General features: G+C 52.6%; 10 protein-coding genes and 4 pseudogenes. 8 read left to right on the plus strand and 6 right to left on the minus strand.

Going from position 1 to position 11783, the window contains the following annotated elements; translation table 11 throughout:
• The first annotated feature begins 281 nt into the window (after positions 1-281).
• The 4 genes from QN379_RS14260 (at position 282) to QN379_RS14275 (ending at position 4122) form a co-directional block, all read left to right on the plus strand.
• Entirely contained in the window at positions 282-842 is a 561-nt protein-coding gene (locus QN379_RS14260; protein WP_322240987.1) for a recombinase family protein, read from the plus strand.
• 149 nt (positions 843-991) lie between these two features.
• The gene (locus tag QN379_RS14265; RefSeq protein ID WP_323506930.1) at positions 992-2113 is read left to right on the plus strand and encodes an ATP-binding protein; all 1122 of its coding nucleotides are present in this window, start codon (positions 992-994) and stop codon (positions 2111-2113) included.
• A gap of 315 nt (positions 2114-2428) precedes the next feature.
• Positions 2429-3145 (plus strand): MgtC/SapB family protein, encoded by a 717-nt coding sequence (locus QN379_RS14270; protein WP_322240991.1) that lies wholly within the window; start codon positions 2429-2431, stop codon positions 3143-3145.
• A 221-nt stretch (positions 3146-3366) separates the two neighbouring features.
• Entirely contained in the window at positions 3367-4122 is a 756-nt protein-coding gene (locus QN379_RS14275) for a hypothetical protein (RefSeq protein ID WP_322240992.1), read from the plus strand.
• Positions 4123-4226: 104 nt separating this feature from the next.
• Here the strand turns inward: QN379_RS14275 and QN379_RS14280 are convergent, their stop codons facing one another.
• A complete protein-coding gene (locus tag QN379_RS14280) occupies positions 4227-4565 on the minus strand; it encodes a hypothetical protein (RefSeq protein ID WP_323506935.1) in 339 nt (112 codons plus the stop codon).
• On the opposite strand from QN379_RS14280, the pseudogene QN379_RS14285 reads away from it, so the two are divergent.
• Positions 4522-4875, plus strand: a pseudogene (locus QN379_RS14285) (DUF6678 family protein). The gene QN379_RS14280 and the pseudogene QN379_RS14285 sit on opposite strands and share 44 nt — an antisense overlap.
• Before the next feature lie 146 nt (positions 4876-5021).
• A pseudogene (locus QN379_RS14290) lies at positions 5022-5669 on the plus strand (IS3 family transposase); the annotation flags it as partial.
• A 486-nt stretch (positions 5670-6155) separates the two neighbouring features.
• Here the strand turns inward: QN379_RS14290 and QN379_RS14295 are convergent.
• Positions 6156-6446 (minus strand): annotated as a pseudogene (locus QN379_RS14295) (ATP-binding cassette domain-containing protein); the annotation flags it as partial.
• A gap of 70 nt (positions 6447-6516) precedes the next feature.
• Between QN379_RS14295 and QN379_RS14300 the strand changes: the two are divergent.
• Positions 6517-7056 (plus strand): hypothetical protein, encoded by a 540-nt coding sequence (locus tag QN379_RS14300; RefSeq protein ID WP_322240808.1) that lies wholly within the window; start codon positions 6517-6519, stop codon positions 7054-7056.
• 503 nt (positions 7057-7559) lie between these two features.
• Here QN379_RS14300 and QN379_RS14305 read toward each other — a convergent pair.
• Positions 7560-8459: a glycine betaine ABC transporter substrate-binding protein gene (locus QN379_RS14305; protein WP_322240810.1), complete on the minus strand. Its 900-nt coding sequence runs from the start codon at positions 8457-8459 to the stop codon at positions 7560-7562.
• A 49-nt stretch (positions 8460-8508) separates the two neighbouring features.
• Entirely contained in the window at positions 8509-9447 is a 939-nt protein-coding gene (locus tag QN379_RS14310) for an NAD(P)-dependent oxidoreductase (RefSeq protein WP_322240812.1), read from the minus strand.
• Positions 9448-9569: 122 nt separating this feature from the next.
• Here QN379_RS14310 and QN379_RS14315 point away from each other — a divergent pair, with 122 nt between their 5' ends.
• Positions 9570-10475, plus strand: coding sequence for a LysR substrate-binding domain-containing protein (locus tag QN379_RS14315; RefSeq protein WP_323506931.1), 906 nt, complete (start codon positions 9570-9572; stop codon positions 10473-10475).
• A 134-nt stretch (positions 10476-10609) separates the two neighbouring features.
• Here the strand turns inward: QN379_RS14315 and QN379_RS14320 are convergent.
• Both QN379_RS14320 and QN379_RS14325 read right to left on the minus strand, forming a co-directional pair.
• Positions 10610-10903: pseudogene (locus tag QN379_RS14320) on the minus strand (IS3 family transposase); the annotation flags it as partial.
• A 38-nt stretch (positions 10904-10941) separates the two neighbouring features.
• Positions 10942-11634 (minus strand): IS6 family transposase, encoded by a 693-nt coding sequence (locus tag QN379_RS14325; RefSeq protein ID WP_323506932.1) that lies wholly within the window; start codon positions 11632-11634, stop codon positions 10942-10944.
• Positions 11635-11783 lie beyond the last annotated feature (149 nt).

Raw genomic sequence — 11783 nt, forward strand, 5'->3', positions numbered from 1 at the left:
TGGTCGATGACGGCACCGAGGCGATTGTCTTGATTACCTTGAAACCAATGGCCACGCCTGGCCAGATCAGATCCCCCTTTACCTTGCCAAGTGCGAACGAAAACGCAGTCGCAATAAGCGCACTCAGCTTTTAAGTCAGGCCTCGCAGTCCTGTTGGAAACCGGCCGTTTTCCAACACCCATTAAAGTAATTCGACTATACTGTTGAAAAATTAGCCTTTAAACAAAATCACATGTCAATTTATATTGACTACATTTTTCAACATGTAAACGGAGCGGATCATGGCAGTTTTTGGATACGGGCGTGTTTCGACAGCGGAGCAGACCACAGACAACCAACGGCTTGAAATTGAGCGCGCAGGATACGCGGTTGAATACTGGTATGCCGACACGGTGAGCGGCAAGGCCCACGCCGCCCAGCGCAAGCAGTTCAGTGTCCTGCTGGGCAAGTTGCGGGCATTGGATACGGTCGTTGTGTCCAAGCTCGATCGACTCGGACGTGATGCGCCGGATGTGCTGTCGACGATCAAGTCACTGGCCGCGCTCGGCGTCGAGGTCGTTGTTCTCCAGCTCGGCAAACTCGATCTGGCATCCACTCCAGGTAAGTTGATGCTGGCCATGTTGGCGGCGATAGCGCAGATGGAGCGCGATCTCATCGTTGAGCGAACACAGGCGGGGTTGGCTCGCGCCAAGGCCGAGGGGAAGGTACTCGGCAGGCCGGCCAAAACAACGCCAGAGCAGCGCAAAGCGATGATAGCTGCCTACCAGAAGAAGACAAGCGTCAGCGCCCTGGCGCGACAGTACAAAATTTCTCGGGCGACAGTGCTCACCGTCGTCAAATGATCACCGGCGCAGCTGCCCGGAAAATCTTAGCGATTTTTTTAGTTTCATGAACTGCCTCCAGTACTCGCCTCCTAACTAAACTATAGAGAACTATAAAAAACTATAATCGACTATAATTTAGACTGTTCAGACACGTTTTGAAAGCTATCATGAGCAGCACGCCCATCTTTCACCGCACTATCCTGGCAGAAAACATTGCAAAACGCACGCTGTCACCCAAGGGGGCGTCGGGCGTCTTTATCTCGGCGCCGCGTCGTACTGGAAAAAGCACGCTGATCAACGAAGACATCATCCCTTTTTTGAAAAGTCAGGGCGCAGAGGTCATCTACGTCGATCTCTGGAGCGATCGTAGCCGCGACCCCGGCGATTTGATTTCGGAAGCGGTCCGCGATCATCTGCAAAAAAGGGAAGGAACCCTGTTGCAATGGGCTCGTCGCGGCGGCCTGGACAAAGTCAACGTCGCTGGAATTCAGCTCGACATAGGGAAAGTTGGCATCGGATCTGGCAAGACCATTGCCAAGGCGCTAGCTGAACTATCGGATGCGACCAAGGCGATGATTGTGCTGGTCATCGATGAGGCACAACACGCGATCACCACGGATGCCGGCGCCTCCGCACTGTTCGCTCTCAAGGCAGCGCGCGACCAGCTCAACGGCTCAAATCATTACGGATTCCGGCTCATTGCGACAGGATCCAACAGGGACAAACTGAGTTTGCTCGTACAAGGAAAAGACCAGGCATTTCTTAGCGCCGTGTTGCTCGATCTTGAGCCCCTGGGCGACGACTACCTTGCATGGGAACTTGATCAATATGACGGTGAGGTAAAACCATCCTTGGATGTGCTGCGCGCCGCATTCATCGCCGCTGGCCACAAGCCAGAATCCCTGCGTAAGGCCCTCGATGACCTGGCGTTTCGTTTTGACGTAACGGCAGAGAATGTCGATACCGTGTTTCAGGAAGTGCTTAACAAGATCATGGTGGACGCAAAACAAGGCTTCATGCGCGAAGTGAATGGGCTGCCCCCGTTGCAGGCAGCCGTGCTGACTGTGATGGCGATCACCGGTCATGATTTCGCACCGTTCCGAACGAATACTTACGAGATGTACAAGGACGCCTGCGCAAGATTAACAAACGCAGCGGTAACGATCGAGGATTCTTCCATCCAGTACGCGCTCGAAGCCTTGCGCACCAAGTCATTGGTATGGAAAAGTTCGCGCGGCGTCTACGCCATTGAAGACTCCCAACACGCCACTTGGCTCAAAGAAGAATAATTGCTCAAGTGACTTCCCAAGGAAGAAAAATTTGATAACGATATGATGTTGCGGAGTTGCGGATAGTCTGGACGTGGCCCGAACTTCGCGCCGCGCGCCTTGGCCGCCACGCGGCCGCTTCTGGTGCGGTCGATGATCAGGATACGCTCGAATTCAGCGATGCGGCGAACACGGTCAACACCATGTGCCCAGCTGGCGGCTGCGTATCGGCCCACGGCTCGGCCAGGCTTTCTCATGCATACTCTGCTTTCAAGTAGCGTACTTCCACGCGCGCTGCTATCGCTGGTCATAACGAATATGGAATAAAGCATCAGCATGTTGGCAATTCAAAACATCAACCTGATCTCCCTGCTTGACACGCTGGTGAGCCTGAGCACCGCCTTTGTGCTGGGTGGACTGATCGGTTTCGAACGGCAGTACCGGCAGCGCACCGCAGGTCTGCGCACCAATGTCCTGGTGGCGGTCGGTGCCGCCGTGTTCGTGGACATGGCCAACCGGTTGGGTGGCGCTGAAGGCGCTGTGCATGTGATGGCCTATGTCGTGTCCGGCATCGGTTTTCTTGGCGCGGGCGTCATCATGCGCGAAGAAGGCAATGTGCGCGGCATCAACACGGCCGCGACGCTGTGGGGTTCGGCGGCCGTTGGCGCCGCTGCCGGTGCGGACTTGATACTCGAAGCGGTGATCGCCACGCTGTTTGTGCTGGCTGCCAATACCTTGCTGCGCCCGATCGTGAATGCGATCAACCGCAAGCCGCTCGATCTGGCCTCGGTCGAAGTGACCAATACCGTCTATGTCATCGCCGACCGCAGCCATCAGAAAGCGGTGATGACGCTGCTGGAACAGGAACTCGAGCGCAGCAACTATCCGACCCGCGACCTCGATCTTCACGCCTTCGGACATGACGAGGTGGAGATCGAAGCGACGCTGGCCGCGACCTCGGTGGATGGCGACGAACTCGATGCACTGACGCAGCGATTGGCAGCGTTGCCGGCGGTTCGGCAGGCGTTCTGGAGTCCGAGTACGACCGAGTGAAGTCAGCTGCATATCAAACCAACGTCAGGCATGACAATAAGACAAGCTACTCCTGTTATCATCAAAAAATGGTCCATCAAGGCCTCGCCAGCGGCGAGAACAGCCGTCAACGCGAGCCCCTATGACTCCGAAACCATGTCACCGTGATGCCCTACCCAATCATGGACCAGGCGGCAGGTATTCCGGGGGACGATTAGCTAATTTCACCAAAGCATAGCTCCATGATAAAAATGAAAATCGTTGTCACAAAAGTGTTTCTATCATGCATCGGTTTAACTATCTATACGGCAGCGCAGGCTGTGGATGTGTCAGAAGCAGTATCTGAAAATTTAAAAAAAATAGATTTTAAAATTACACCGTCTTATTATCAATCATCCGATAGAAATGATGCCACCGATATTAACCTCCGTGTCAGTCGCGGTGAACATACTGGATGGATTGGGCGGTATGGCAATTCGAATGGTTTTGTTCAGGATCGGATTGGTTACAGCAACAACCACGACTTTGGTCTTGTTCGTTTGGTTTCTTCAGTAGAGTATGGCGGTGGGGGATACGCAGGCGTTTCCGCATCAACAGAAATCGGAGGCGATACTTTTGCGATTCTTGGAATTGACAGAACTAATTTACGTCCTTTTTATAATCTCGGTTTCGATCCTAGCGATGCAATTGATTTAGGCATCGGTACGCGTGCTCTTTCCAATATAGAAATTTCATTGCTGCATATTCGGGAAAATCGCTTGGATACTCAAAGAAAAGCAACGCATTTCGTATGGCGCTATAAACCGTCCGATCTGCAACGGATTACAATTGACACCTCGTATAAAAGTGGGTTTTCTGATGACGGATTTTTCGTCAGAGGCTATGCCATTTCAGTCACCTATGACTATGACCAATACTTTGTTCGACTGGCACGCGATCAATATGTTAATTTCAGTGCAAATAATTTAAATCGGCTTTCTCTTGGCGTACGTTTTTAGTTAAATAATTAACGAAAATTTTCTGAAGATAAATTCATGGAGCCAGCAGCAAGTCTGATCGCATCTATCTTCTTCGCATAATTTTATCAATTTAGGGCAGTATTTTACATTATCAGCATAATGTCTGATTTATGGTTGAGGTCAGGCATCTTGAGGGAGCTATCTACGCCATGACGACATAGTTTTCCGTACACTTTATAGGCCTTTGCGAGTAAGCTTTCGATGTCATCTGCTGATCTGTCGGGAAACACTTGTTTCACGACAGGCGGCAACCGGCCAGGAGCGGACGGTCGCAAGCGAACAATAATCAGGTTCAATATGGATGAATTGCCAAGCGCAGGAACAGCCCACAACGACGCAGTACGAAAAAAAATCGACGCCGCTGTCGCTGCTAGAAACTTGGGGTGCGTTTCAAACAACACTCGTTGGGATGAGCTAATCAATCATTTCCGTAGTCTGACGGGATGGCGTCCGTCTTACCGATCCAAATAAGTAACAGGGTATATCTCTGGATGGGACGTTGAGTGGTTTTACCATTTGCCCTTTCCGTTCGCGTCAGTCGAGTGGTTTGATATCGGCTTGTGGGAGGGCGTTCCCGCAAAAGGCAGACTGCTTGCGCCTACAACGATCGACCATACGGACGAAATTTCGAAGGTCGTCGAACAGATCGGTTTCGAATTTGAAGTGCGCGGCGACGTTCTTAGAATTTGGGGATACATGCCTAAATCTTACGAGGATTTTCCGCCTCCCTGAATCGATTGGCGAAGGTCTGCTGTGGGGGCGTTTGCTGACACTCCGGCAAATTTGGCGCCTGGTGAGCACAAGTGTTGGGCCATCGCTGTCAAACTCTGCCTAAAAACCCTTAGCGTACTATTTTTTCCGAATTCTGTGGGCTCCCCTACAGGGTGCGAAGTTTGATGCGTATGGCGGCCTTGAAGCCCGTCTGGAAGCGCAAATTCGTTCACACGACAGACAGCAAGAACGACTTGCCGATCGCCGCCAATGTGCTCAATCGGCAGTTCAATCCGACCGCGCCGAATCTGGCTTACGTCAGCGACATCACTTACATCCGTACCGGCGCGGGGTGGTTGTACCTCGCCACCGTGCTGGACCTGTATGCACGCAAGGTGGTCGGCTGGGCCATGGCACCGAGCATGCCCGCTAAACTGGTCTGCGATGCGTTGAGCATGGCCATACAGCGGCGGCCGGCGCCAGGTCTGATCGTCCATTCGGACCGAGGCAGCCAATATACAAGCGAGCTTTACCAGGATCTTCTGTCGCAAAACGGCTTCGTCTGCAGCATGAGTCGTAAGGGAAATTGTTGGGATAATGCCGTGGCGGAACGTTTCTTCTTGAATCTCAAGATGGAGCGCGTCTGGCAGCGCCAATATGCCAATTACGCCGAGGCCAAGGCTGACATCACCGACTACATCGTCGGCTTCTATAACTGCAAGCGCATCAATTCAGCATTGGGCAATCTGTCGCCCTCCGTCTACGAACGGAAAATGGCAGCACGTGAACCTATCGTTGTGTCCGAAATTACTTGACCACAGCAACATGCATGTTCAATGGCCGCAATGGGGCGTTACCTATCGTTCGGTGACGCGAAAATACTTTGATTCCAAAGCTGTTTTCGCCTGTTACTCATTTACGTAGGAATCCTTACGGTCCCCCAATATGGTCGAACGGATCTGGTCGAAAGTGGTGGTGGCGATACGCGGCCTACGGACCTCGGTAAAAAGGAAGAAATCTGCGTATATCTTACATGCATTTCTAACGTTATAAAACGAGCTTTCGTTATATTTAAATTGCGCAATAATGGATAACTGCTATTTTTTTGCTATAACAATGCAAGAACGTGATTGGAAATCGGTTTCGGCCGATTGACAGCCCGAAAGGCTACTGAAAATGCCGGCTGCGACCCAGACAGCAAGTGATTGATTTATAAGGGGATTACTGGAGCGACCCCGCTGAAACCCGCATGGATACTAGGGGTGCCTATCGTCGTATATTGCAAGGGAATCAAAAGGACCCCTCATCGCAGCGACGTCTTGACCATCCACCCAGACGCTGCCCGCGCTCGGATCAACTAGGCGATTGATCAGACGGACCAGGGTTGATTTACCCGAACCGGAGAGCCCCATCAGCACAAAAATTTCGCCCTCTTTCACCTCGAATGAAACATCCTGGACACCGACGATTTGCCCTGTTTCAGCAAAAATCTTGTCCTTTGAGTATCCTTTTTTAAGCATACTCAAAGCCGCCCCTGGATTATTCCCAAAGACCTTGTATAGGTGGTCAACCACCACTTTTCCTGATTTCATCAACTGTCTCCTGATTGATCTAAGTCCCAAATATACCGATGCTTATAAAACAATTTCTGTAAAACAAGAAATGCGACTTCAAGACAGCGATTTTCAAGTTGAATCGGGCACTTTATTGCCAGATTTACGGCATCCAAGTGGGATGCCTCGCACGCTGGACGTATTCACCGATTTCCGCGACCCGATGTTGATCAGCATCGGCATGGTTGCCGATTTTGGCGAGGAATTTTATGCGGAAGTGCCCTTTACCGCCGCCGCGTGCAGTGCCTTTGTGCGGGAAGCGGTCATTCCGCTGTTGAACCAGTATCCACATGCCTACTGTCCGGTTACAGAACTTGGTATGCGCATCACGGCATGGATGAAAATCGTCAAGCGCAACAGTGAAGGCGTTGAAATTTGCATCGACTATCAAACCGATTGGGATTTGTTCGCCGACGCGTTAGACAATCGCGTGCCGCCATGGTGCAAGCCGCGCCATGGCGGACGCAATATTAACGAGTTGCTGCGTTACGCGTATCACAAGAAAAATGGTTTGCCAGAACACCACGCGCTCTACGACGCGCAGGCCGCACGCTACGCATTTCGTGAGCGCCCGCCTGTCACGATATAAGAGAAGTCATGCTGATCTCTTTAGACACCGAATTCACGGGACTCAGCCCAATTTTGAACCAGGAATAGCTGCGTCTATCGCCCATCTCAAACCAGAGATGTAAGAAGGCTAAAAACCAGCCCCTATTTGTCGCGACCTGCGTTTGAAAACGGTCCGACCTGCATTCAGCGGTTTTTTCGACCAGAATTAGCTGCGGCCAGCGTCCACCTCAAACCAGAGATAACTGCGAATGAACCTGCAATCAGCCGCGCCGACCTGTATTCCATCGCAGCGAACCAGCAAAAATTGCGACTGCGGCGCGGCCATAAACTCGTTGGTAGAACCAGTTCCTGGACGAGTTTCTTGGATTGAGTTCTTGGACGTTGCGTGCCGGGCATGGCAATCAGCGTGCACTGGCGGCTACCACGTCCAAGAAACCTCCGGTTTTTGCACTTTATCAAGCATGGCGCAGAATGTGTTCAGCAATCAGCTTGATCCGAAGCGATGGCTCATCGTAGTCGAGATCAGTTGCCGTAAAGCGGGAGCTTCCTTGCACCTGTGGTCCATTCAGCAATTTTCTCCGGGTGGGCTTTAAGATAGCGGCTAATCGCGCCATCGTAATCCGAACTCGCGTTGGCCTCAGCCATAATCGTCTGCAGGTCGGACAGCGGCAGCTTGTAGTGTTCAAGGAAATCCGCTGCGCGCGGGAAATCTTTGCGGAAACCTTTGCGAGAAAGCGCGTGTACGCCTTCGGCCCCACCCAACGAGGCCTTTGGATCCTCCAGATACCGTAGCTTCCATTTTCCGAACATCCAGTGAGGGGTCCAGCCCGTGACGACGATCCAGTCATTTTTTCGCATAGCGTGATCAAGTGCGATGGTCATCGCGGCCGCACTGCTGGGGACTAGCTTATAGTCCGCCAAATTGTAGTTTTTGATCGTTTCCTCGGACTTGCGCATCAGGCCAGTGCCGGCGTCGATACCCTGAATTTTTTCATTAAGCTTGCGCCGTACTTCGGGCTTCGCCAGGTCGGCGATGGTTCTGACTTCGTTCAAAGGAACATAGTCGGGTACGACCCAGCCGAGACGGCCCTCGTAGATGACGCCGAGATCATCGACACGGTTTTTGAACTTATCCCAATAGGCTGCTTGGGTATTCGGCAACCAGGCCATCAGCATCGCGTCAAGCTTACCTGTAGCAACGCCTTGGTACTGCAGTCCGAGCGCGACAGCCGACATGTCAACTTTGTAGCCGAGTTGCTGTTCGAGAACTTCCTTGGCCATTTTTGTGACAACCTCAGAGTCGGGCTCGGCAAACCAGCTCAGTCGCAAGGCCGTGCCCTCCGCCGCTTGGACGCCGAATGACATGAGCAGCACGCTAGCCAGCGTCAATCCCTTTAGGGAACCTATAAGTTTGAGTATCATTTCATCATCCTTTAGTTAGAAATTCGAATTTCTTGGGTGCTAGCCGGTGTTAGGCTAGTAACTGAGACCGTGTCGGCGTCACTTCCCATGGCGGGATCCAGTCGCCTGCAACGCGCAAAGCCACCCCAGCGTCCTCCTCGATGAGTCGGCAGACGCTCATTTCGCCAGCACGCTCACCGTAACGCTGCTTCGCTTCTTCGAAGCGCGCGTGTGTCGCACGGGTCAGCTCGCAACGTGTGCCGGTTTCATGCAACAATTCTTCGATCAGACCGAGATCTTTGAGACACAGCGCGAGCGGGAAGGACGGATCGTAGTGGCCAGCAAAGATCGATGGTACGTCATGTTGCATCACGAAACTATCGGCGGCACCGCCCTTCATCGCTTCCCACCAAACTTCGGGTTCCAGGCCAGCGACCTTGGCCGCAACCATGGCTTCTCCGATCGCAGCGGCGTGGATCTTCCAGAGTTGATTGTTGACCAGTTTAGCGACGTAGCCGTTGCCGTAGCGGCCGACCTTACGCACCACACCCATCGCCTCAAGCACGGGACGCGTTTTTTCAATGTGTGAATCATCTCCACCTACAAACAAGATCATGTCACCACGGATTGCTGAATCAACAGAACCAGTAACTGGCGAATCAATCGGAAATCCACCAAGCGCGATGAACTCGTCGGCAAGTTTCCGCATCAGAGAGGGACTGCTGGTGGTCAGATCGATCCAGTGCTTGCCTTTAACATCGGTTTCGAAAAAACCACCCACTCCGCGAACCACTTGCTCAATCTGCACCGGTCCGAAGACCATACTCACCACGACATCGACGCGCTCGATCAATTCGCGCGGGCTGTCTGCCCAAGCCGCTCCGTTAGCCAACAAGGTTTCAGCAGCTTCCCGGCGCAGGTCATACACGACCATCTCGAAACCTCGCTCCTGTATATTTCTGGCGGCTGGGAGTCCCATGGTTCCTAAACCTATAAATCCTACCTTCATAACATCTCACTCCTCTGGTTGACAGGCCAACATATGCCTAGGAATCAATATAGAATGCCGCTTTGTGACAAGCAAACGAATTGTTGTTATGCTGACGATCACGAAACGTGATGATGGGTGCCATGTTGAAATACCTTGATCTGACCTTACTCCAAGCTTTTGCAGCTGTCGTTGACAGCGGTAGCTTTACGCGCGCGGCCCGCTACCTGTGCCGTACTCAGTCCGCCGTGAGCATGCAGTTGCGCAAGCTGGAGGAGTTGATTGGCAAGCAAGTGCTCCAACGAGATAACCGTCACATAAGATTGACTGAAGAAGGCGAGGTGCTACTTGGCTATGCGCGCCGCATGATCCGCCTGAACGATGAGGCCCTTGCTGCGCTCGGTCAACCGTTCGCCGAAGGCCACGTCAGGCTCGGCATGCCAGACGATTACGCGCAATTTTTTTTACCTGCCGTCCTGACGAGCTTTGCCCATGCTTATCCACGTGTGCAACTGGAAGTAATCGGAGCGCTAAGTGGCGAGTTACTCGACAAAATTGAGGCTGGCGACCTCGACGTGGCCCTCATCACGCGACAGTCGAACCGCAGCTGCGGCCAAATATTGCGCAGAGAGCAACTGGTATGGGCCGGCTCACGTCAACATCTGGTGCACGATGAGGCGCCGGTTCCACTGGCTCTGTTTCCAGAGGGATGCGTATTCCGCGAACATGCGCTGGCTGCACTCGACGCCCACGGACGCCCTTGGCGTGTCGCCTACTCCAGCCAGAGCTTTGCTGGAGGAAAGATCGCCGTATCTGGAGGATTGGCTGTGACCGTGATGGCGCAGAGCATGGTACCGGTTGAGTGGCGGACTTTCGGGCTCGAGGAAAATTTTCCCCCGCTGCCCGAGGTCGAAATCGTTTTGCACCGAGCACCAGGCACGCTACCCACTGCGACGGCACTGTTGGAGGAACAGTTGATCAAAAGCGTTCGGACAGAATTCTGTGGAGCAGCCCCTGAAACATCGGACGCAGTCTGCCACTTGCCGTAGACGAGAGCAGTTAAAACCGGAGGCAGCCATTCGAGCAGATTTGGCGATATATTTATTGTCTCGCGAACAATCAGGGAGGCAATGATGCGGATGTGTGGTGGTCAAGTAATTTCGGACACAACAATAGGTTTTTTTTATGCCATTTTTCGCTCGTAGGCGACGGGCGACAGATTTCCCAATACTGAATTGAATCGCTCGGTGTTATAGAAGCCGACAATGTAAGCAGTAATGTCTTTGCTGGCCTCCGCGTGGTTGGCATATTGGCGTTGCCAGACGCGTTCCATCTTGAGATTGAGGAAGAAGCGTTCAGCAACGGCATTGTCCCAGCAGTTTGCACGGCGGCTCATACTGCAAACAAAGCCATGTTCATCGAGAAGGCTCTGGTAAAGCTGGCTGGCATATTGACTACGGTTCTGTCGCGTTAGCAAGGACAGATCGGATTTTTGGCTGGCTCTTGCCCCGGCCTTCAAACTGGACGGATTTGTCCTGCCAAAGCATAAAACTGGTCGGCAAAAGACATCGCATCGGAGTCTTCCATCATGAGCTGTCCTTTGCGGATCATGTGCATGAGTTCGATGCCGGCCAGGACGTTTCGGGCGGACCGAAATGATTTAAAGTTGAGCATCGGCTTGGTCACACGCTTGACGGCACGATGGTCTTGTTCGACGACATTGTTGAGGTATTTGACCTGCCGAACTACCATTGGCGTGTCCATGCCGGCATTGATCTTATCGATCGCCGCTTTGTTGGCACCGCTTTTATCCATCGTGACTTTTTCCGGGATACCGTTGGTCTGCATGGCCTTGTCGAAAAAACGTGTGGCTGCCGCCTTGTCCCGTCTGGCCGTCAAAAGAAAATCGACCGTCTTGCCCTCCTTGTCCACGGCCCGATAGAGATACTTCCAGACCCCTTTTACGCTAATAGACGTTTCGTCCATTCGCCAGCTGCCGCCAACCGGACGCTTGTATTTGCGGAATACTTTTTCCAGCAGCGGCAAGAATCTGATAGCCCAACGATTGATCGAAGAATGGTCGACAACCACACCACGCTCCTCCATCATTTCCTCAAGATGCCGGTAACTCAAGGGGTAGGCCGCGTACCAGCGGATACACACCAGAATCACGTCGATCGGAAATCGCATCCCTTTGGTATCCAGCATCTCGGTTCGCCTTTTTTCAAAGGAAGAAGTCTACTCGAATGCTTTGATGACTGCGCTTAATGCGACAGAATCAGTATGAGAAGGTCGGCGCCGACTGCGCGCGTGAAGGCGTAGATTACCCACGCTATTTATTACGGTTGTGCGAACTC

The sequence above is a fragment of the Glaciimonas sp. Gout2 genome, from assembly GCF_035018905.1.
In the GTDB taxonomy this organism is placed as follows: domain Bacteria; phylum Pseudomonadota; class Gammaproteobacteria; order Burkholderiales; family Burkholderiaceae_D; genus Glaciimonas.

Coding starts and splice junctions, on each gene's coding strand:
- QN379_RS14260 (WP_322240987.1), top strand. CDS start 282: ATGGCAGTTTTTGGATACGGGCGTGTTTCGACAGCGGAGCAGACCACA.
- QN379_RS14265 (WP_323506930.1), top strand. CDS start 992: ATGAGCAGCACGCCCATCTTTCACCGCACTATCCTGGCAGAAAACATT.
- QN379_RS14270 (WP_322240991.1), top strand. CDS start 2,429: ATGTTGGCAATTCAAAACATCAACCTGATCTCCCTGCTTGACACGCTG.
- QN379_RS14275 (WP_322240992.1), top strand. CDS start 3,367: ATGATAAAAATGAAAATCGTTGTCACAAAAGTGTTTCTATCATGCATC.
- QN379_RS14300 (WP_322240808.1), top strand. CDS start 6,517: ATGCGACTTCAAGACAGCGATTTTCAAGTTGAATCGGGCACTTTATTG.
- QN379_RS14305 (WP_322240810.1), bottom strand. CDS start 8,459: ATGATACTCAAACTTATAGGTTCCCTAAAGGGATTGACGCTGGCTAGC.
- QN379_RS14310 (WP_322240812.1), bottom strand. CDS start 9,447: ATGAAGGTAGGATTTATAGGTTTAGGAACCATGGGACTCCCAGCCGCC.
- QN379_RS14315 (WP_323506931.1), top strand. CDS start 9,570: ATGTTGAAATACCTTGATCTGACCTTACTCCAAGCTTTTGCAGCTGTC.
- QN379_RS14325 (WP_323506932.1), bottom strand. CDS start 11,634: ATGCTGGATACCAAAGGGATGCGATTTCCGATCGACGTGATTCTGGTG.